Origin of the sequence: Methanobacterium lacus, assembly GCF_000191585.1 — an archaeon.
In the GTDB taxonomy this organism is placed as follows: Archaea; Methanobacteriota; Methanobacteria; order Methanobacteriales; family Methanobacteriaceae; genus Methanobacterium_B; species Methanobacterium_B lacus.
In genome coordinates, this window is record NC_015216.1 from 467,904 (window position 1) to 490,000 (window position 22,097).

Genomic DNA, 22,097 nt, shown 5'->3' on the forward strand with positions numbered 1-22,097 from the left:
TTTATTCCCTCTCCATTTTTATTGCCTTAACTGGACACTCTTCTGCGCATATTCCGCATCCTTTACAGTAATCGTAGTCTATATCGTAGTTTTTATCAATACATCCTTCAGGACAGAACATAACACAATTCTCGCAGTCAATACACGTTTCCTTATCGAGAATAGGTTTGAATGTTCTCCAGCTACCTGTTTTATTTTTACGGGTACTTCCCGGTTCCTTAACAGCTGCTCCTATTGCTACCATGAAATCACCTTTAACATTTATTTATTTTATCCCTTTTTTGCAGCATCGTATGCCATTTTAGCAGCTTTCACATTTTTCTCTGCAACGGATCCACTGAAAGTTTCGTTTATTATTTTAATAAGGGATTCAATTGAAACTTGTCCAGTAACTCCTGCAAATGCTCCTAAAAGTATGGTGTTAACTATAGGAACGCCTAAAATATCTAATGCTATTCCTGTAGCGTCGATCTTATTGATCTTCACACCGTTTGAATTTTCAACACCATTATTGGTATTTATAATTACATTTCCTCCTTCTTTAATCCCGGAAAATACATCCACGACTTCAAGGAGTCCATCATCCAAAACAACAACATAATCTGGATTGTAAACTTGATATCTTCTTCTTATTGGCTTATCATCTATTCGGGTAAACGCCATTACAGGAGCGCCTCTTCTTTCAACACCGAAAAATGGGAATGCCTGACAGTATTTACCATCTTCAAAGGCCGCTTTGGCCAAAATTTCGGCTGCTGTAACAGCGCCTTGTCCCCCTCGTCCGTGAAATCGAACTTCAATCATCACTAATACCTCCATTCCTCATAGTTAATCATTATAAATTGTAATATATATACATGTTGGTAACGATCTAAATAGTAATTGATCGTTGTAAAATTGGATACGAGGCACGTTTATGAAAGTCCTAATAATCACAGCAAATCTGGCAAGTCCGATTGTAATAAAGGAAACCAGCAAATCTAAACATAAAATTCATGTTCACGTTGTAGATACTCCAATTGCAGCTTTTCTAACTCCAAAACGGATAGTAGAGGAGCTTGAAAAATATGGGAGAAAACATGATCTAAATGATGGTATGGAGGATCGTATTAATACATTTGATCTAAACGATTTCGACATCATCCTGACACCGGGTTTGGTAAGAAAAGATGTTGAGTATGTCTGGAAAAAAACCGGAATAAAAACTTACAAGGGACCAACAGACGCAGCTGATCTTTCAACTGTACTGGATATAATCGAAAAATTAGATCTTTCCACAAAGATATCTGCAGATAAATTTATTGAGGAAGAACAGCGTAAAAAAGCATTAAAATTCATCGAAGACTTTGAAGCTGATGAAACAAAAACTAAAAAACTGTTAAAAAAACCTGAAAACATACTGGTGGGAAATCTAGCGGTTGGAGAAGATTTTCCAATGAGGGTGCTGGCAGAAATAGCGAATGCTCCGTTATTAAGTGATTTTGAACTTTTAAAAAAGGCAAAGTACTTCGTTGAATCCGGTGCCCACATGGTGGATATTGGAATGATAGCCGGGGAAACCCACATAGAACGCATCCCAAGGATGGTTGAAATCATCAAGGACAACCTTGATGTTGCGGTGAGTATTGATACATTGAATCCAAGGGAAATCAAAGCGGCAGTGGAAAGTGATGTGGATTTGGTTTTGAGCTTGGATCATGGAAACTGTGAAGAAGTGTTACCCTACCTTGAAGCTAAAAATATTCCAGCAGTCATACTGCCGACAGACTACAGCAAAAACTGGGTTCCAAAAACAGTGGATGAACGTGTGAATTCAATAGTAGACATCAGAAAGAAATGTACATCTATTGATGTGATAGCAGACCTTATTCTGGATCCAATAAACAGCCACAGCATTGTTGACTCCTTCATGGCATGTCACAAATTCAAACAAAACAACAGGGAGCCAGTATTCTTTGGAGTTGGAAATGTAACAGAACTATTGGACACAGACTCTGTGGGTGTAAATTCACTTCTAGCAGGTATTGGTATGGAGTTAGGGGTAAGTGTACTTTTCACACCCGAAGAAAGTGGAAAAACTTTTGGGAGTGTGAAAGAACTTGCAATTTCATCCAAGATGATGTTCTTGGCTAAAAACAGAAAATCAATTCCCAAGGATCTTGGAATAAACCTTGTGCAGTACAAGGACAAGGGAAAACTTGACAGTTGCATCGAAGAGTTGGAGCTAGATGTTCCTGTGGTGGAGGGTAGCGAGGACTACACATTCAAACAGGACCCCTCTGGAAGCTTCAAGATCATAGCAGAAAATGGGGAGGTAGTTGCAGTGCACTACATAAAAATGAAGCCCCAACTAATAATTAAAGGTAAAACATCCAAGGCAGTTTACGATGAAATAATAAAAAGAAAACTTGTAACTAGGATAGAACATGCCACATATCTTGGTTCGGAGCTTGAAAAGGCAGAAATTGCAGCTAAACTTAACAAGAAATATTTACAGGATTTTCCACTTTTTAAAAGGATATGAATTGAGGTTGTAGGACAAATCAGGAGAACAAAAATGAATGAATGTGATAAATGTGGAAGTCCGGAAATTATTATAAAGAAGAAACAATCTGGTCAAAAACTCTGCAGTAAATGTTTCATAGAATCCACTAAGAAAAAGGTACTCAAGGACATCAGACGCCAAAATCTCATAGAAAAGGGAGATAAAGTATTATTAGGTCTTTCTGGCGGTAAAGATAGTGTGATGCTTCTGGACATACTGAGTACACTTAAAAATCGGGGGATAATAGATCTTGTGGCAGTAACCATAGATGAAGGAATAGAAGGTTACAGAGAAGAAGGGGTTGAACTTGCAATAAAAAATGCAGAAAAATATGGAGTTGAACACAGGGTTGTCAGTTTTAAACAGTACTTCGGAACCACCCTCGACAAAATAATCCAAAATAATTCTCTGGATGTAAGGAGAAATGCATGTACGTACTGTGGAGTTTTCAGAAGATGGATATTCAACAGAGTTTCGAAGGAAGTGGGTGCAACTAAGATAGCAACGGGTCACAACCTGGATGATGAAACCCAATCAATTGTAATGAGCTACCTGGAAGGTAACATACAAAACCTGACAAGAATAGGTCCAAAATCACAGTCAAAGAGTGATAAATTCACAGTAAAAATCAAACCCCTCCGAGAAATCCCTGAAAAGGAGATAGGTCTTTATGTGATTGCAAAGGAACTTGATGTTCATTTTGCGGGCTGTCCATATGCCGGAGAATCCTTCAGGGCAGAGATTGGAACCATCCTAAAACAACTTACAGCAAACCATCCAACCATAATGTACTCAACACTCAGGGGCTTCGATAAAATAAAGCCAGTCCTTAAAAAAGAGTTTGCAACAGAATCAGTGTTTGAAGTGTGTGAAATATGCGGCGAACCAAGTGCATCACGACTCTGTAAAGCATGCAGCTTCCTTAAACAATGGGAAGACCAGGGTTAAAGATGAATTGCATAACCCATAATTTAAATTGAATCAAAGAACCAAAGTGGGAAATGGAGAACAACTAAAATGAAGATCAATGTAAAGGTTGGAAACAACGAAGATACAGTAACCATATCTGGCGAGAAAACAATTAAAGATCTTTTGGAATCAATGGAAATTGCAGCAGAAACTGTTGTCGTTAAAAAAAATGATTACATAGTCATAGATGAGGAAATTCTCGAAGATGGGGATTCAATTGAAGTGATCCAAGTGATATACGGTGGATAAAATATTACTTTGTTATTTTTTAAAGTTTTCAATAAGGGAGCGAATTGTAATTGAGGGACTACGAACTAATTGAAACGTATATATCAAAATATTTTGATTTAGGAGGGTTCCATAAAACTCCGGAGGGTTCTTTTTTTGTTGTTCATGATTACGATTACAACAAATTTGAGGCTCTTATCAAGGATCTTGATGAGTTAGGCTACGTTCCGTTCATAGAGAAATATGCTGACAACTACAGAATAGGAATAGCCGACAAGAAAGAAGTGGGAGAGTCAAAATCCTATATAAATATCTTACTTTTCGTAGTTACCCTAGCCACAACCATATATGCGGGGTATCAGTTTGCAGGTGGAAGTATTTGGGATGGTGTTGCATTTGCAGGAGCTTTACTGGGAATACTGGGGGTGCATGAATCTGCACACTACTTCGCAGCAAAAAAACATGGAGTTAAATCAACTTTACCCTACTTCATACCAGCACCCACATTGATCGGTACCTTTGGAGCTGTAATCAATGTTAAATCCCCAATACCCAACAAAAATGCACTTTTTGATCTGGGATACAGCGGGCCACTGGCAGGTATCTTGGTAACCATACCAGTACTCATAGTTGGGATAACCCTGTCAAAGGTTGTTCCAATAACTCAGGGATCCACAGTTTTTTATCCATCACCATTAATGAGCATTTTCATGTACTTTTTACTCCCTCCTATTCCTGCAGGTTACGAACTGCAAATACATCCTCTACTCTTTGCAGCTTGGGTGGGAATAATAGTAACACTGCTTAACATGATGCCAGTTGCCTTTTTAGACGGCGGCCATATGGTTAGATCAATTTTTAACGAAAATATCCACAGAATCATATCTATGGTTGGAATTTTGATCACCATCGTTCTTGGTTGGTACACGATGGCAGTACTCATGATGCTCATACTCTATGTGAACAGAAGACATCCCGGAGCACTGGATGATGTAGATGACCTGACCTTCAGAAGAAAGGTTCTGGCAGTGGTTATGCTGGTGGTTTTCATACTCTGCCTCACACACATACCAACAAAAGTTTAACGAAAAAAGGAATAAAATAATACAAATCCTCAAACCAAAAATTGTGGGAATTAGTTACCCAATGGAGAATAATAATGAAAGTACACTACGAATGTGCCGCCTGTTTTTTAAGACAGTCAAGAGAAGCTTTAGACCTTGCAACTGATGATGAAGAATTGAAGATGGATATAACCGAAGAATTGGTAAAAATTGTTTCAGAAAACTTCAGAAGGGGAGGAGTTTCCAACGTCATAGGAACTCAAATTCATAGAACCATCAAAGACAAAACAGGCAACAACGATCCCTACAGAAAAGAAAGAGAAATATCTAACGATATAGCTTGTCAATATATACCAATGGTTGAAAAACTAATTGAAGATGATTCTAGCCTAAAGAATTATCTTAAAGTTGCAATTGCAGGTAACGTGATTGATTTCGGGGCATTAGGATTGGATACAGACATGGAATCTTTGATAGTCACAACCATGCAAAAAGAACCTGCAGTTGACGATTCAACTGAACTTGAAACTGAACTTGAAACTGCAAAAACTGTTCTCTACCTAGCAGACAACATCGGTGAAATTGTAATGGACAAGATGTTAATAAAAAAATTGGCAGACTACGATGTTGATATCACGGTAGCACTCAAGGAAGAACCAATACTAAACGATGCATGCATGGAAGATGCACTCAAAATAGGTTTAAATGAAGTTTCAAAGCTCACAACAACAGGAACAGATTCTATTGGTATCATTAGTGGAGATGTATCACCTGAATTCATGGCAAAGTTCATGGAAGCAGACCTGATAGTTGCAAAGGGACTTGGAAACTACGAAGGTTTAGGTGAAATGGATCTCAAAGATAAACCCGTGTTTTGCCTGTTAAATGCTAAATGTAAACCTGTAGCAAGGGATATAGGTGTGGAAGTCGGGGACAACATCGTACTTAAACTGAATCCCAAAAAATGAAAAATAACATGTTCAATTGAATTTAAACCTTGAAAGTTAAATTTATTTCAAACTTCATCTATTCTTAAATAAAACACGCACTTGTAAAATAATACAAATGGGGATAGAATTGAGTAAAGGAGCAGGTATTTCATGCCAACTTTTAATCAGAAGATGTTAATAATCCTGGCAATTGTGGTAGTTGGAGTTTTAATAATATTTGCAGTAACAAATCTGGAAAAAACATCTAAAACACAGAACTCCAACCAAGATAATCCACAAGCAATTCAATGGAATTATAATTTGGACTCTGCAATTAACACGGCGCAGAAATCGAACAAACTCATATTCGTGGATTTTTATGCTGACTGGTGTGGATACTGCAAACAACTTGATGAAAAAACCTACCCAAATGGGAAGGTGGAGGCGGTAATGGCACAGAAGTACGTGGCAGTGAAGGTGAACGTTGATCAAAATCCTGATCTAGCATCGAAGTACAGTGTCTATGGACTGCCCACCCTCGTAATAATGGATTCAAATGGTAATGAAATTAAACGAGTGGAAGGTTATCAAACACCCTCTGATTTGTTAAACATACTCTAGGTGAATCATGGTTCTTGGTTATGTAGCATCGTTTAGTGCAGGGATTCTTTCTGTGATATCTCCCTGTGTAATTCCGCTTATTCCAATTGTTGTGGGTCATTCACTTTTAAAAAGGGATTACAATGAAATCTTAACTTTCACTTCAGGATTCTTCCTAGTATTTGCAGTGTTAACTCTTTTAACTGGGATTTTCACCCTTGCAATAGCCCATTACCTCCTTTATTTCAGGATGGCAGCTGCCATCTTGATTATTTTAATGGGAATAATTTTCATGTTGAACAAAAACATATTCAACTTTTCGTACAGACTGAAACATGAAAACCAACGATTTGAATCGTTTATTGCAGGTATTTTGACATGTGTAGCATGGTCTCCATGTTATGGCCCCTACATAGTTGCTGTTGCAGCCTACAGCGCATCAACCGGTAACTGGTTTTACAGTGTTTCAAACATGATAATATACTCATTAGGATTCAGTTTTTCAATTTTTATCCTGGCCCTATTAATATCTAGGATAAATATTGAGGGTCTGATGAAACATTACAATACAATTAGAATGGTTTCAGGCGCAATGATAATCATTGCAGGGATCTACTTATTAACTGGTTACCTTTAAAGAATAATATTAATAATTTGACCAACTTAGATGAAGGGATACTAAGGTGATACTATGAAAATTGGATTTCTGGGATTTGGAGAGGTGGCAACAACCTTTTCATCGGGACTTAAAGAAAATGGTTTGGATGTGTACACCTGCTTAAATGGTAGAAGTTCTAGAACTGTGGAAAATGCGGTTAATTCCGGTGTGAAATTGTGCAACACCCACAGGGAACTTGCAGAAAAATCAGACATACTATTCTCGTCAGTTGTACCTTCAATGGCAGTTGAAGTCGCAAAAACGGTAGGTAACCATTCTAATGGTATATATGTTGATATTAACAATATATCTCCCAGCACTGTTAAAACAGCTCTTAGTAAAATAAAAAATGGAAGAACAGTTGATGCAGCAATAATCGGATCTGTTAAAAGGAATGGATTGAAAGTTAAAATTATTGCATCGGGTACATCAGCAGAGGAAATTCTAAATTTAAATCAGCATGGCATGAATATTACTTCGGTAGGTCAAGAAGCTGGTGATGCTTCAACAATCAAACTCCTAAGAAGTGCTTATACCAAGGGAGTTTCAGCACTCCTGTATGAATCTTTGTACCATGCATACAAGTTAGGAATAAATGAAGAGGTTTTAGAATGCATCTCAGAAACTGAAACTGGAGATTTCATTGAATCTGCAAATTCAAGAATAGTTTCAGCATCGTTCCATGCAAAACGTCGTGCAGAAGAGATGGATGAAATAGTTGAATTTTTATCTGAACACCAAAATCCCATCATGGCACAAGCAACCTCAAAATTTTTTAAAAACCTTTCTGAAACCATACAAAAACCATCTAAACGACCAGAGAATTATACTGAGGTATACAAACTATTAAACGGAGAATGAATATTGTGATTTTCATGAGTTTGGAAAGGATGCACATATAAATTTAATTCACTGAACAACTAAAGTAATAATTAATTCATAAATTTGGAGGATTTCCATGAAGTTTGAAGAACATGCTCAAGAGTGTAATGAAGCCCTAAATGAACTTGTTGGTAAAAAAGTCCTTGATATAAAGTTTAAACCATATGATAACAATTGTTGGAGAATATACATCAACACTGACGGTGGAAAAATGGTTATGAGCTTTTGTAAAGATTGGTCATGTCCTGAAGTCGAAAGTAGAGATTAATAGTTCCAATTAACTCATTTTCAAAGGACAGTTGATGGAAAGTTCCAGCGAAAAATATTTCCCAAAACTCCTTAAATTCCAGATTTAACAAATTAACTGGCTTTTTTAGGGTTATAGTTTGAATGGTATACATTTCTGATCTGGACCATCATTTCCTGATCATGGAACTGAAACTAATTAATGTTGTTAACTCAATATCCACATTCACATTATCATTTGAAGCTATCTATTTGGCAAAAGAGCGTGATATGTGAATTGATGATGAAGAGAAGGTAAGAAATAATTGAAATATTTTTATTCTGGTTTCAAATGTATCTAAAACAAATTTTACAAAATCTTATAGGAAGTTGCTTAAAAATTTAGAATTTAAAATTGGAAAAGTTAAAAATGGAGAATTAATCTGATGAATAAGAGTGATACAAACATGGAATCTTCAAAATCCGGAGTAGATAAAAGGGTAGAAATGATAACAGGAGATCCTAAAAGGGCGATAAGGACTCTTTCTGTTCCAATGATACTTTCCATGTTACTTATGATGGCTTACAACCTAGCTGATAGTATATGGGTTGCGGGTTTAGGACCCAATGCCCTGGCTGCGCTGGGTTTTGTTTCACCGCTTTTTATGATGGTTGTTGGTTTGGGCAATGGTCTTGGTGCCGGTGCCAATTCATTAATTTCAAGATGTATAGGGGCTGATAACAAGAGAGGATCAGACAATGCAGCCATACATTCATTAATTCTAGCCTTCGCAGTATCATTACTCCTCACACTACTTCTCCTACTAGTACTCCCAATCATTCTAAGGATAATGGGTGTGGGTCCTGCCTTTGATCTGGCAATGCAGTATGGAGAAATAGTGTTTGGTGGGTTGATATTTATGATACTTGCAAACGTTGCATCCGGAGTACTCAGGGCAGAAGGGGATGTAAAAAGGCCCATGTATGCAATGATGGCAACAGCAACATTGAACATTGTACTGGATCCCATCTTCATCTACTACTTCGGACTTGGAGTTGCTGGAGCAGCATGGGCAACTGTGATATCATCAGCCATATCATCAGCCATCATAATGTACTGGCTTCTCTTAAAAAAGGATACTTACGTATCGTTGTCCAAAAAAGATTTCACTGCCAGTTGGAAGGTTGTAAAAAATATTCTATCAGTGGGAATACCGGCAAGTGCAGAATTTTTTGTCATGTCTTTACTAGGAATTTTTGTCAACACGATGCTGGTCTTTGCAGGGGGAACAGAAGCCGTGGCAGTTTACACCGCAGGATGGAGAGTTGTGATGATAGCTATGATACCTCCAATAGGAATAGGTACTGCAGCAATAACGGTGGCAGGGGCGGCTTACGGTGCTAGAAGATACAACCACATATTAACAGCACTGAACTACTCAGTAAAACTCGCCGTAGCAATAGCAACAGTACTATCCCTGGGAATCTTCATATTTGCATCGAGCATTGCAACCATATTTTCATACTCTGCCCAGAGTTCATTTTTGGCCCCTTCAATAGCATCATTTCTACAAGTGATGTGTTTGTTTTTAATAACAGTACCTCTGGGTATATCAGCAAGCTCAGTATTCCAGGGAATGGGCAAAGGCCTCACATCCCTTATACTTACAGCTCTAAGAGAACTAATATTCATACTGCTATTCTCATACTTGTTTGGTATGGTGCTGAACTTTGGAGTGCATGGAATATGGTGGGGAATAGTATTAGGAGGTGCCATAGGATGTTTAATAGGATATCTATGGGCATTAAGATACATTAGGGGACTGATAAAAAGTTATAAAAATAATAAATCTCCTGGAGAAGCCAGTAATTAAATTATACACTAAGCCGGGGAATTCTCACCTATTTAGTGACACCCTACAAATAGAATGGGGGATTTAAAAAGAAATAGAGATGTTAATCTCCAACTGATATTCTAACCCTCCATCCTTCTGGTTTTTCTATCAGCTTTCCAGTGATTGGGATGAAATGGGAGTCAATCAAAAGTCTGAGGTAGGTAACATGGTGGGCTGGAAGTCTTAAAGGACTTTTTATTTTACGATCCTCAGCCCGAATTTCACAGCAGAGCCTATCATTTTTATCCACGTAGAAAAGGGCGTCCATATCTTGTTTAAGAGATTCTGTTTCAAAACTCCTGAGGTGCATTCCTGCATCAAAAAATTTCACACGTTTCAGAGTAGATTTAACTCCACTTCTAAATTTATTATGGGCCTCAGAAGCAGAATATCCTTTACTCGACATTGATGACACGTACCATGCCCTTTGAATAACTTGATCAACAGTCATATCTGGGGGGATGATGCCTTTATCTTCGTAGTTTTTTATAAGATCATAAACTTCTTCCCTTGTTACATTCATTTCAACGGCACTTGCAGCTAACCTAGTCAGCACAGGACCGTAACCTGCCATTCTAAATGATGCCCATATTTTATCTTCATTCTGATAACTTCTTCCTGCAACAATTGAATTCACAGCATCAGCATTCATATGTGCAATATTATTCAAATTTGCTCTGGAAAAGGTGTTTAAACGTTTAGTTAAATCTCTGATGTTTCTTTTTCCAGGGATGGTTCCCTTTTTGATTTCTTTTTCCAGGATCCTTACAGTTGAATCTGGGAGAAGTTTCTGCACTTCCTCTGGAATCTTCATATTGTTTTCAAGAATTTCCCTTCGTATCATCCTTCCAGAAATTTTGTCACCCTTGATCTTGTGTTCTGGGATGATGTGAAATTTCAAATTTTTCCCGTACTTCTTCTTAAGAAATTCGTTTACAGCAAACCATCTGATCACGTTTCTGTTGGGCAGAGTTCTAGGAATACCACTGAAAATTCCTTTACTTGCAAAACCCGAGGCATATTTCTTGATTTTAGAGGTAGATACGTCTGCTGCATCTACGTAGTCCACAACACCATCTTCAATCATCATGGCTATTCTTATTGGAACGGTGTATGCAAGTGTCAATCTGTGGTGAAGCCCTTCAATAGGTATTACCTCATCTGCACCAGCTTCAAGAGCCATTCGTCTTCTGGCATCGTAACTCACAAAGAAAGGAGCATGATTTGCACTGAACCCCTTGTTTAGATAGATAACCACATCTTCATTTTTTTTATCTGCAAGTTCACGGGCCTTGTCAATTAGTTTAACATGGCCTAAATGTACTGGATCAAAATCTGCGCTAATACCAATCATTTTTTATCACATAAAAGTTATTAATTGTACATTAATATTGAAATATGAATATTTAAGAAGGGATCCTAAATTTCAAGCATGGAACTCCATGTTTCTATCTAAATTTCATGAAACTAAGATCCAATTTAATCTATAAATTTTTATCAAGATATAGATGTTTGATCATCCAAGTAGATTTCAACTATTTTTAATAATTTTTCCTTTGATGGGTTCTGTTGCAACGGCACCAATTAACAGACCCAAAGAAATTGCTACTATTGTCATTGCAACATCCACAGAATAATTCAAGGCAGTTAAATAGTTTTGATTAAACAATGTAGCCAAACTCAGAAAGCTCAGAGCTCCTGGAACAAGTATCCAAAATGCAGGCATGATGGAGATGAAACTTGGAGTTCTATGTTCTTGTCTTTCAACTATCGTACCGCTAATTGCCATTAACAATGAACCTAAAAATGCTCCGAATAAACTTCCTAATAAATGGTTTCCTATAATTTGACCAAAGAAAGCCACGTAAACAATCAGTAAAACCCATGGCAAATCCTTATTTTTTATGGACATAAAGAGATACATTCCTATTGTAAACATGAAAACTCCCAAGTAGGGAGCCCACCATCCAAGGGCATTTGCAGTGTTGGTTACAAAGAATTTCGGTTCTTGAAACCCTGTGATTTGAATACCTATCAGCACTCCAAACAGAATTAATAACAAAATTGCAGTGCCGTAGATAACCCTGCTTGACCCGGATATTATTTCCCCATAGGCCAGTTCAAACATTCCTGTTGTGAGTGTTGCACCTGGAAGGAAGTAAGCCAGGGCTGGTAATAACATGGTAACAGAACCTGCAATCAAACCAGCTTTTAAGGACCAAAGAAATATCGTAGAAACAATAAATGCCGCAATTACTGGCAATATTAACATGAAACGATTCCGTCCCCTGCTCAGAATTAATAGTATTCCTATAATGGCCCCTAAAAATCCAGAAACAATTAATTGTTCTGGAGTGGGCTGTAACAGCATTCCTATGCCAATGGAAAAAAGAATATATCCAATTAGTATGCCCACAGGTCCAAAGCAATGTTTTTCAGCTAAAATTTGTCTTAAACATTTTTTTGCTTCTTTAGGTGAGATTTGGGCCTTTTCTACCTTGTAAACAAGGTCATATATTTCAGAAACTTGATTCAATGGTAATATTCCTGGTTTTTGGTTTGCAGCATTTAATGGTGCTGATTCATGTTCACCTATCTTAATCAGAATCATGGTTGGAAATATCAGAATTTCAGCTTCTTCCCCATAAGCATCTGCTATTCTTTCCAGAATGGCTGTAATGTCCACAACCGATATTCCTGAAGCAGTTAATGCTTTACCAAGTTCTGTCAGGAAATCTAAAAGTCCATCTGATGAGATGTTATTTCCTGCGTGTTTTTCATTCATTAAGATTGTTCCTATAAATTTGTGGTTGACTTAAAACCTATTTTTTTTACTTTTTTCGAGAAATTCTGGTTGTTGATCTCGTGATGTTTGAGTAATCTACTTCTGCCTGCCATTTTGATTTGCACTCGCATTCAATGGTTTCTGGCAAACTTTGATTGAGGTTTGATTCTATGATCATGGCCTTTAATTTAGAGTTACATTTTTTACAGTTGTAAGGTCCTCTACTGCTTCCAAAACCTGCGGTATCCATAATAATGGGTATTTTTACCTCACTTCTGACTCTTTGAATAATTTCCATCACACTCCATATCCATGGAGGTTGATAGGAACCTTTTTTCCATAGTAATTCCATTAGGGTGTCTTTATGGATTGTAGCTGGACAAAATGAGATTCTGCTTGCACCCGCAGATTCTGCGTAAAATGCCGAGCTTATAGCTTCTTCAATTGCGTCTTTTTCTGAAGTTAATATGGGTTTTACAAAGAGATAGGCCTTTGCACGAACATCACACTTCAATTCTGAGTTTTTGATGGCTTCAACAGCTTTTTCAAAGTCTTCCCTGGTAAAACCTTTGTTTATCTTTTTTTCCCGGGTGTAATCGTTGGAAGTTTCAAGTCCAATTCCAATCTCAAATATTTTGTCTCCCAGGGCTTCACAACACTCCTTCAACACAGTTTCAGTGATAAATTCAGGTCTGGATTCAACAACAACTTCTTCCACCAACTCTTCATTTTTAAGAATTCCAAGTATTTCATTCCTGACGCTCGGTGGGATTTCCACGGGGTTAAGAAAACTGCCCGAAACAAATATTTTAACAGCAGTTTTTTCTGTAATATCAAATCTGGAAAAACGATCCTTGAATATGTCTATAAGTTCTTCTGAAGGCACGTCTTCCAATGGAGAGTCCGCAACATAGCTGCACATACTACATCCGCCAGATTCTGAAACTGCCCAGGCACAACCTGATGTAGGTAAAACCATGTAAATTGCATTTCCTTTTCCGGAATAGAGAATATCTTCTCCGGACCAACTTGCAGCCAATTCTTTGGCCGATCTTTTTTCCATTTTTGCGATTGCATTCTCTCTAATATCTTTGGTTAAATTTTCTATTTCCATTTAAAACCCTTGCCCATTGATTAATGATCATGATTCATATAATTCTAAATAAATTTCTTAATATTATCATTTATCACTAATTAATATAGGTACATTGGATTGATAAGAACTGTGTATGAAATAAAATATCATGGAGAAATCAAGTAAATTCTCTAAAAAAAAGTTAAAAATCCAGTATTGCTGTTTTACGGATGAGTAAAATAAAGAAAATGAAGATTTTTCAGTGATATACGGACAATTTAATTTTAAAAAGAAATTTGGAATGATTTTATATCAATCATCTGGGTTACCAACAGTTCCGAGTAATGAATCAATGAACTGCTGTGCCGTACGCCCGGACATTCCACCGTGCCGTATTTCCCATTTATTTGCCAGTGATTCCAATTCTTCATCTGTTAGTTTGATTTCAGGATGTCGTCTTGCAAGGGTTGTGACAATGTTGAAGAAGTCTTTCCTCTGGGGATTGTAATATCCAATTTTCACACCGAATCTTTCTGCAAGCGATACTTTTTCATTAACGGTGTCTGAACGATGGAGTTCATCTTCAGACATATCCGAACGATCACTCCATGTTTCCCGGATTAGATGACGCCTGTTAGATGTTGCATAGATAAGTACATTTTCAGGTTTTGATTCTAAACCACCCTCGATAACAGCTTTTAAATATTTATACTCAATTTCAAACTCTTCAAATGATAAATCATCCATGTAAATTATGAAACGGTAATTTCTATTTTTTATAACATCAATTATCTTTGGTAGTTCTTTGAATTCATGTTTGTAGACTTCGATCATTCTGAGGCCCTGATCGTAGTACTGATTCAGAACTGCTTTGATACTTGCAGATTTGCCGGTTCCAGCATCGCCGTAGAGAAGTACATTGTTTGCTTTTCTCCCAATAACAAAGGCTTCTGTATTTTGTAACAGTTCTTTCTTTTGAGATTCATAACCCACCAGATCTTCTAATTTTATGTCGCTGGTTGTTGTGATGGGGCAAAGTATGCTTGAATTGCCATCAGTTGAAACTCGAAATGCTTTATTTAGTCCAATATCTCCAACACCATGCAACTTGTAGAAATCTGTAACTATTTTGTACAGTTCTTTTTCATCCTTTGCTTGTTCAATAGAGTTACTAAGCTGTTGAACCTTTTCACTCACATTTTTGTTGAAGATCTGTTCACTTTTCACAACAGCATCATAATCTGTGATAATGGAAAAACAATCAATTCCCAGTTCATTTTCTAATTTAGAAAAGTCATAGTCAAACAATTGTTTGAATATTTTGTAATCGTTCTTTACAAATTTGTTTACTGTGCCAGTGTTGGTTCCAACCTTTTCTGAAACAATTGTGAATGGGTTTTGAGCCATGGCTAAAATAAAGGCCAGATAATTATGCCAAAGATTTTTATCAAAGCCGTACTGTGTCGAAAGATCCAGCAGACGATTGATTTCAATATAAATATCTGAAATTAGATCTTCCCTCACATAATTGCCATTATCAAGCTGTTGGCAGATGGCAGCCAATCTAAACAGTATACTGTCTTCGTTGATATTTTTGTAGATCACCAATTTGGATGTCAAATGATACATTAACAATCTCCTTAAACTATTTACAAACTAAAATTTCTTAGATGTAATCTACTCTATAGATGATAACATAAATTGGTTTTTACCGTGCCCACATAAATCATGGAGTCACCACAACACCTGACAAATATAGTAGTAAAAAAAGCATGATCCTTCATTATTTACTATCATACATGGGGGAGCAGATTAGTATATGTGGAATTATTTAATGGGTACTCGAAGTATTTATTAGTAAATATCAGTAAATTCAATGAATAAGTGCAGAACCCAATATTATGAAGCACATGATTGAGATACTCCCAGTTTTTTTAGTAACTGTTACTTTCATGGATCATTGCTTAAAAATTTAATATTTTTTCAACATGTTTTAGGGGGATTGATTTGGTAAATAAAATAACTGTCAAAACGATTCTTAATAACAGTAAAAAACGTGATGATTGGTTTTTAGGTAGATATACTTTGAACACTTATGCTGGCTGTTCAATGGCTTGCATATACTGCTACACACGTGGAAGTAAATATGGTGGAGACCATGGATCTGTAGTTTCTGCCAAATTAAATGCAGTTCCCGTGCTAAAAAAACAGTTAAAAAACTGCATCAGGCGAAATGAAAGGGATATAATATTATTTGGATCTGCTGCAGATCCCTATTCTACAGTTGAAAAAGACTTAAATTTAACCCGGGAAGTACTTGGAATAATTAAACGATACAAATTTCCAACCCACATCCTAACTAAATCAAAACAGATAATCAGGGATCTGGATATTATCAAGGATATCCGGGATGTTGCAATGGTTCCTGATGATTTAGTTGATAAATTAAAGAATGGAGTCATAGTGTCCTTCTCATTTTCTACCTTAGACGAAGAATTGGCAGAAATCATTGAACCTGGAGCACCAAGTCCACTGGAACGGTTAGAAACCATGAAAGAGTTCAGTGATGCGGGTTTTAAAACAGGGATCATAAATATGCCCATACTTCCATTCTTATCTGATTCTGATGAAGCGATTAAATCAATGGTTAAAACAGCAAAATTTTATGGTGCACATTATGTTTTATATTCTGGTTTAACATTGTATGGTTCTGGCAATAGTGATTGTAAGACACTTTACTTGGATTTCTTAAGGGAACATAACCCTGATCTTGTAAAAGAATATGAAATACTGTTTCAGAAGTCATTTGCACCCCCGAAAAAATACAGTTTCGAACTCTCAAAACGATTTTCAGAAATATCCTCCAAGTATGGAGTTAAAAATAGTATACTGTAATCTGGGATTAAGATGTTCATTAATAAAGGTCAATTTTTTATTAAACAGTTCAAACTCGAGTAAGATTTTTTAAAAGGAGTTTAGGCATGATTTTGGAATCGAGTTTCATTGAAATTTCTTTTCATTGAAACTTATCTTAAATGATGTGCCAGGAGAACCAATGTACTCTAAATCTGCATCGATCTGTTCTGATAAACTGGTTATTAAACTTAGTCCTAATGAATCTGCATTTTTGTAGTCAATATCATTAGGAAAGCCTTTACCATTGTCTTTCACTTCTAAACAGTATTTATCCGTTTGTTTTTTGAATTTTATGTCGATAGTTCCTTTATCTCCCTGAGAAAATGCATGTTTCAGACTGTTTGTTACGAGTTCATTTAGGATGAGGCCCAGTGGAATGGATGTATCAATATCCAGATTTAGTTCATCTGTTTCAATATTCATTTTTATCAGGTTCTTGTCCACCACATAGGTATCGTAAAGGTCCGCAGCAAGTGTTTGGATGTAATCTCCAAAGTCTATATTTTTAAGATCTGTGGATTGGTACAGGCGTTCATGGATCAGGGCCATTGATCTGGCACGATTTTGACTTTCTATGAAGATTGTTTTTGAGTTTTCATCTTTAATATACCTTGATTGAAGGCTTAATAAGCTGGATATTATCATGAGGTTATTTTTTACCCTGTGATGAATTTCTTTTAGAAGCATTTCCTTTTCTTTAATGGATTTTTGCAGTTGATGTTCTGTGAGTTTACGATCAGCCACATCCCGAATTATGGATGTTGTGTACGGACCAGTTTTGTAGCCCCAAGTTGCCACAGATATTTCAAATGGGAATTCTTCCCCATTTTTTTTAAGACCAATACTTTCAAAGGTTTTTCCATCTAACTCATGGGTTCCTGTTGAATTGAAATTTTGGAGTTTTGTTTCAAAATCCTTTTTATATCTTTCAGGCATGAGCATGGTGACGTTTCGTCCTTTAATTTCATCGAGATCGTACCCAAAAATTCTTTTCAAACTAGGGTTCATCAGAACTATGTCCCCATTTTGGTTGGTTGTTATTATGCCGTCAACTGCAGAATTTGCAACTGAACGAAATTTTTCTTCGCTGGCACTGAGTTCTTTGTCCTTTTTATTGATAACATCACTTAGAATAGCAACCACAATCCCTATAGACAGGAAGATTATGGAACGATATATGTCTTCGTACAATGGATAGCTTAAATTTGGAGAAAGGTAGTAACTCACGAGTAACATCAAAGTAAGAAATATGGGTACGATGAGTCCTTTTTTTTGCCACCAAAGTGCAGCTAATATAATTGGAAAATAGAAGAAATGTGTGAAGATCACACCCTCACCAATCACAAAATGGAAGTAGTAGGTCAATAAACAGGATATGATAAGTAGTGATGATATGGTGATGAGCTTGTAAAGCTCATGATTGGGATTTCGTGTCATTATCTTCACCATTAATTTTGAATACTTAAATTAAATTTGATTTTGGACTAAAAATTCTTTTCGGGATTCAGATATAGTATTGCAGCTACGATCAATATGCAGAGGATGGCTATATAAATTTTGTACATTTAATCACGATCTTTTTTTCATTACTGCCAATATAATTAGTTTTTAAGCATTCCTTCCTTTTCAGAAACTGTTAAGTACTCAACAATTTCCTTGGGTAGTCCTGTTTTAAGGATCTTTCCGCCACGCATTATTGAGGCTCGATCACACACATCTAAAACGAATTCCATGTCGTGGCTGATAATGATGAATGTTTGATTCATTTCATCCCGGGCACTTATAATGGAATCTGTCACTTGGATCCTGGTTATAGGGTCCATAGTACCTGTTGGTTCGTCTAAAATTATTATTTTAGGTTCTTTTATGAGTACCTGGGCCAATGCAACCCTATGACGTTCTCCTCCACTCAGTTCATCTGGATACTTGGTTAAAATTCTTGCTGCATACTCTTCATCAAAACCCACAGCTTTAAGCACGTACACAGCTTTCATCTTAGCAAATTCTGCAGGCAACTCCAGGCTTATGGCATCTGAAAGGTTTCCCAAGACATTTTGATGAGGATACAAACTGTATTCTTGGTGTAAAATCCCTAGGTATGGTGTAACACGACCCCGCGCATGTGGGCCCTTTTTTGTCATGTCGATCCAGTTTTCACCTAACTTCACATCTATATTTCCACTGCTTGGATCAGTTAAACCGTAGAGTATCCTTGAAAGTGTTGTTTTTCCAGCACCTGATAATCCCACCACACCATAGATCTCTGCTTCGTTAACAGTTAAATCAACGCCATCCACCGCCTTTACAACACCCCTTTCAATGGAGTAGTAGTGTTTCTTAACATCCTTCATTTCAACAATGGGTCCGCCAACAGTGAACTCCACCTTCTTCTCTGGAAGAGGTACTTTGTCCATAAAACTTTTGATCACAGTTTCAGGATTTCCCTCTTCGATTATTTCCCCTTTATCCAACCAAATAGCGTAATCAGAAAGCTGCTGCATTACCTCTGGCCAGTGTGAAGTTATAACCATGGTTATGCCTTTAGCTTTAATACCGTTGATTATTGCCTGGTGGATCTGTTCCGCAGTTTTAGGGTCGAGAGTTCCTGTTGGTTCGTCAGCAAGGAAAAGCATTGGTTCTTTTGCCATTTGTCTAGCTAACACCACTCGCTGTTTTTCTCCACCACTCAAATCTCTGGCTATATGGGTGATTCTATGGGTCATCTGAGCCTGCTCAATGAGTTCTATTGCCATCTGCAGAGTATCTTCCTCGCTGTGTCCTGTGATGGACTTCATTACGTTATCAATAACAGTATCATCTTCGTAGAGTGCAAAGGTTCTCTGCAGCATGATAGCGATTCTTTTTTTAACAGCTGCAAAGTCTCGTCTGTTTGAATTCCAGAAGTCTATGGATTTGGGTTCGAAATTTTCTCCACAATCACATTTTTTCCCATTGAATGATGGAGGTTCTACCCTGAAACACTTGGGACAGAAAGCCACATTGTAAATTACCGTTCCTTTATCCGGCTTGTACTCCTTCATTCCCCTTAACATATTGAGGAGGGCTGATTTTCCACATCCGCTCCTACCAAGTATTCCTAAAACAGTTCCTTCATCCACATTTACGTTGATGTTGTTTAACACATTTGTTCCGTCAAATGTTTTTGTAACATTCCTAATTTCTATAAAAGACATTTACTCACCGATTTTAGATAAATTCAAGCTTAACATTATTATTTAATCGTTAGATCCACATAGTGGTGTTTCACACACGGGACATTTGGTATTTCTACATGGTATGGTCCGTGTTTTCGGATGTTCATAGCCACATTTAGGGCATTTACATACCTTAGGAGGACCTGCGCCCAATCCCTTTCCACCGTATGATCTTCTCTCAAGGATATCAGGATCAATTTTGATCAGCATATCTTCTTCATCTGTTTTCACAATATTTTCAGATTGACATTCGAGACATTTATCATAATTTTTTTCATTACTCAACCACTCAAATCCACAATCATTGCATTTGTACCTTTTTTTATCTGTTATAAAACCGTCCCCCACAATTATTATAGGATTACCTTCAATCAGAGCTTTGGAAATTTTTTTCCGCGCTGATGAAAGGATTCGATGGAAGGTGGGTTGAGAAATTTCCATGATGCTTGCAGCCTTAACCTGTTTTATATCATGGTAATCTCTCAACCTAATGGCTTCAAATTCATCTAATGAAATTTGAATAGGTTCTAACTCTTCTAAATTTTCACCATCTGGTTTGAAACATCGTACTTCTGGATTTTTCGAGATCTTTCTAAACACTTGAGGTCGGACCATGAATGAATATATATTCATAACTAATATATAAATTAATTGAAAACATTAGAAAAAATATGCATTGAATGCGGAATAAAATAGGTGGTTCAACCAATATCCACTAGAAGTTAAATTTGAATGGAACTGTAGATACTTTATCACCAAATTCTGGACTCATTCAATGATTAAACTACTTTAAAACTAGTTTTTTTATGCAATTTACAAATTTATTAAAAAATAAAAGAAAAAGAGAGAGTTTAGAAACTGTCTATAACTTCTCCGAGTAATTTTATGGATTTCTCTTTGTTTGGTCCTATTGGGGAACCTGCAACGTACTGAGTTACACCCATTTCTGCGAGAGCTTCGATCTTTGGAACGAACTCTTTTGGTGTACCTACTACAGAGAATGCTTCCATTAAAGCGTCGTCTACTGCTCCGATTGCTCCTCCGAAGTCTCCTTTAGCGAGCATTCCACCGAATTTAGCTCCGGTGTCGGTTGGTAGTCCGTGTCTTTCGAATACAGGTGGTGGTGATCCTGCTGCGATAAATGCAACGACTATTTTAGCTGCACCGAGTGCTTTGCCAGCGTCGTCGTCTATGGAACAACATGTGTATGCTGCTACATCTACATCAGATATTGATTTGCCTGCTTCTTCAGCTCCTTGTTTTATTAGAGGAACTGCTGCTTCAAAGTCTTTTGGGTTTGATGCGTTAATTAATGCACCGTCGGAGAAACCTCCTGCGGTTTTGAGCATCATAGGTCCCTGAGCACCCATATAAATTGGCACTTTTTCCTGAACAGCTTTAACTCCGCCGAGCTGAGCTCCGCTTTCTGTTTTTTCTCCTGCCATGAGTGTGCTCATCATTGTTATTGCATCTTTTATGGTACTTACTGGTTTAGTCCATTCAATACCTAATGCATCAAAGGTAGCTTTGTCACCAGGTCCGATACCTAGGGTTGCCCTACCATTGGATAATTCATCTAAAGTTGCAACAGCTGCTGCTGTTATTGCTGGGCTTCTTACGTAGGGGTTGGTTACACCAGGACCCATTTTAATGGTTTCAGTACCTTCTGCAATTAATGCTAGTGTTTCATACACGTTTTTGTTATTGTAGTGGTCTGTAATCCATGCGTATTCAAATCCTACATCTTCTGCTAGTTTTACAAGCTTTACAATCTTGTCTATTGGTTCATTCGGAACAAATTCAATACCAAACTTCATGATTTATCACCTTTTGTAGATTTATTTGGAGTATAAAAATATTTTGTCATTTAATTGTAAACGAAAGACTTAAATAGTTGTTTTATTTTTTGTTGAAGCTGCATATTAGGGGAAACCTCTAATTTTTTTTTATATCGATTTTTAGAACATTTCAAAGGTTATTCATGGGTCAATATTATTATAAAATAATCTGTATTCCTCATGGTTTTTCTGGACAATTTCTACATGTTGCAGATAATCTTGATGTACTGGGGGAATGAAAACTAATATTGCAAGAATATTAAATTTGGACAA

22 protein-coding genes are annotated in these 22,097 nt (G+C 36.9%); 12 read left to right on the forward strand and 10 right to left on the reverse strand.

What is annotated here, in order from left to right:
- Position 1: 1 nt before the first annotated feature.
- Together porD and porC are read right to left on the reverse strand one after the other, a co-directional pair.
- Positions 2 to 244, reverse strand: coding sequence for a pyruvate synthase subunit PorD (gene porD / locus METBO_RS02490; RefSeq protein ID WP_013644092.1), 243 nt, complete (start codon positions 242 to 244; stop codon positions 2 to 4).
- 26 nt (positions 245 to 270) lie between these two features.
- Entirely contained in the window at positions 271 to 804 is a 534-nt protein-coding gene (gene porC, locus METBO_RS02495; RefSeq protein ID WP_013644093.1) for a pyruvate synthase subunit PorC, read from the reverse strand.
- A gap of 112 nt (positions 805 to 916) precedes the next feature.
- On the opposite strand from porC, the gene METBO_RS02500 reads away from it, so the two are divergent.
- The 11 genes from METBO_RS02500 to METBO_RS02545 all read left to right on the forward strand — a co-directional run bounded on the left by METBO_RS02500 (position 917) and on the right by METBO_RS02545 (position 9,974).
- Positions 917 to 2,524, forward strand: a complete 1,608-nt coding sequence (locus tag METBO_RS02500) for a dihydropteroate synthase-like protein (RefSeq protein WP_013644094.1) — start codon at positions 917 to 919, stop codon at positions 2,522 to 2,524.
- Positions 2,525 to 2,557: 33 nt separating this feature from the next.
- Positions 2,558 to 3,493 (forward strand): TIGR00269 family protein, encoded by a 936-nt coding sequence (locus METBO_RS02505; RefSeq protein ID WP_013644095.1) that lies wholly within the window; start codon positions 2,558 to 2,560, stop codon positions 3,491 to 3,493.
- Positions 3,494 to 3,562: 69 nt separating this feature from the next.
- Positions 3,563 to 3,763, forward strand: coding sequence for a sulfur carrier protein ThiS (thiS, locus tag METBO_RS02510; RefSeq protein ID WP_013644096.1), 201 nt, complete (start codon positions 3,563 to 3,565; stop codon positions 3,761 to 3,763).
- Between the two features lie 50 nt (positions 3,764 to 3,813).
- Positions 3,814 to 4,827 carry a site-2 protease family protein gene (locus METBO_RS02515; RefSeq protein ID WP_013644097.1) on the forward strand — a complete coding sequence of 338 codons (1,014 nt, stop codon included), beginning with the start codon at positions 3,814 to 3,816 and terminating at the stop codon, positions 4,825 to 4,827.
- A 74-nt stretch (positions 4,828 to 4,901) separates the two neighbouring features.
- Entirely contained in the window at positions 4,902 to 5,774 is an 873-nt protein-coding gene (locus METBO_RS02520) for a damage-control phosphatase ARMT1 family protein (RefSeq protein ID WP_013644098.1), read from the forward strand.
- Between the two features lie 132 nt (positions 5,775 to 5,906).
- Complete coding sequence (locus METBO_RS02525; RefSeq protein WP_013644099.1) at positions 5,907 to 6,356, forward strand: thioredoxin family protein; 450 nt, start codon at positions 5,907 to 5,909, stop codon at positions 6,354 to 6,356.
- 7 nt (positions 6,357 to 6,363) lie between these two features.
- Entirely contained in the window at positions 6,364 to 6,972 is a 609-nt protein-coding gene (locus METBO_RS02530; protein WP_013644100.1) for a cytochrome c biogenesis CcdA family protein, read from the forward strand.
- A gap of 54 nt (positions 6,973 to 7,026) precedes the next feature.
- Positions 7,027 to 7,854, forward strand: a complete 828-nt coding sequence (locus METBO_RS02535; protein WP_013644101.1) for an NAD(P)-dependent oxidoreductase — start codon at positions 7,027 to 7,029, stop codon at positions 7,852 to 7,854.
- A 97-nt stretch (positions 7,855 to 7,951) separates the two neighbouring features.
- Positions 7,952 to 8,143: a hypothetical protein gene (locus METBO_RS02540; RefSeq protein WP_013644102.1), complete on the forward strand. Its 192-nt coding sequence runs from the start codon at positions 7,952 to 7,954 to the stop codon at positions 8,141 to 8,143.
- Between the two features lie 122 nt (positions 8,144 to 8,265).
- Positions 8,266 to 8,397, forward strand: coding sequence for a hypothetical protein (locus METBO_RS14010; protein ID WP_013644103.1), 132 nt, complete (start codon positions 8,266 to 8,268; stop codon positions 8,395 to 8,397).
- A gap of 149 nt (positions 8,398 to 8,546) precedes the next feature.
- Entirely contained in the window at positions 8,547 to 9,974 is a 1,428-nt protein-coding gene (locus tag METBO_RS02545; protein ID WP_013644104.1) for an MATE family efflux transporter, read from the forward strand.
- Positions 9,975 to 10,056: 82 nt separating this feature from the next.
- Here METBO_RS02545 and METBO_RS02550 read toward each other — a convergent pair whose 3' ends face one another.
- The 4 genes from METBO_RS02550 to METBO_RS02565 form a co-directional block, all read right to left on the reverse strand.
- Positions 10,057 to 11,349, reverse strand: a complete 1,293-nt coding sequence (locus tag METBO_RS02550; protein WP_013644105.1) for an adenylyltransferase/cytidyltransferase family protein — start codon at positions 11,347 to 11,349, stop codon at positions 10,057 to 10,059.
- Positions 11,350 to 11,526: 177 nt separating this feature from the next.
- Positions 11,527 to 12,780 (reverse strand): threonine/serine exporter family protein, encoded by a 1,254-nt coding sequence (locus METBO_RS02555; protein WP_013644106.1) that lies wholly within the window; start codon positions 12,778 to 12,780, stop codon positions 11,527 to 11,529.
- A gap of 46 nt (positions 12,781 to 12,826) precedes the next feature.
- Complete coding sequence (locus METBO_RS02560; protein WP_013644107.1) at positions 12,827 to 13,894, reverse strand: archaeosine biosynthesis radical SAM protein RaSEA; 1,068 nt, start codon at positions 13,892 to 13,894, stop codon at positions 12,827 to 12,829.
- A gap of 273 nt (positions 13,895 to 14,167) precedes the next feature.
- Positions 14,168 to 15,484, reverse strand: coding sequence for an ATP-binding protein (locus METBO_RS02565; RefSeq protein WP_013644108.1), 1,317 nt, complete (start codon positions 15,482 to 15,484; stop codon positions 14,168 to 14,170).
- Between the two features lie 378 nt (positions 15,485 to 15,862).
- Between METBO_RS02565 and METBO_RS02570 the strand changes: the two genes are divergently transcribed.
- The gene (locus tag METBO_RS02570) at positions 15,863 to 16,750 is read left to right on the forward strand and encodes an SPL family radical SAM protein (RefSeq protein ID WP_013644109.1); all 888 of its coding nucleotides are present in this window, start codon (positions 15,863 to 15,865) and stop codon (positions 16,748 to 16,750) included.
- Positions 16,751 to 16,855: 105 nt separating this feature from the next.
- Here METBO_RS02570 and METBO_RS12915 read toward each other — a convergent pair whose 3' ends face one another.
- The 4 genes from METBO_RS12915 to mer all read right to left on the reverse strand — a co-directional run bounded on the left by METBO_RS12915 (position 16,856) and on the right by mer (position 21,803).
- On the reverse strand, positions 16,856 to 18,208 hold the full coding sequence (locus METBO_RS12915; protein WP_052296782.1) for a sensor histidine kinase: 1,353 nt from the start codon (positions 18,206 to 18,208) through the stop codon (positions 16,856 to 16,858).
- 164 nt (positions 18,209 to 18,372) lie between these two features.
- Positions 18,373 to 19,965 carry a methyl coenzyme M reductase system, component A2 gene (gene atwA, locus METBO_RS02580; RefSeq protein ID WP_013644111.1) on the reverse strand — a complete coding sequence of 531 codons (1,593 nt, stop codon included), beginning with the start codon at positions 19,963 to 19,965 and terminating at the stop codon, positions 18,373 to 18,375.
- A 42-nt stretch (positions 19,966 to 20,007) separates the two neighbouring features.
- Positions 20,008 to 20,619 (reverse strand): DUF134 domain-containing protein, encoded by a 612-nt coding sequence (locus tag METBO_RS02585; protein ID WP_013644112.1) that lies wholly within the window; start codon positions 20,617 to 20,619, stop codon positions 20,008 to 20,010.
- Positions 20,620 to 20,837: 218 nt separating this feature from the next.
- A complete protein-coding gene (gene mer, locus METBO_RS02590) occupies positions 20,838 to 21,803 on the reverse strand; it encodes a 5,10-methylenetetrahydromethanopterin reductase (RefSeq protein WP_013644113.1) in 966 nt (321 codons plus the stop codon).
- Positions 21,804 to 22,097: the final 294 nt, after the last annotated feature.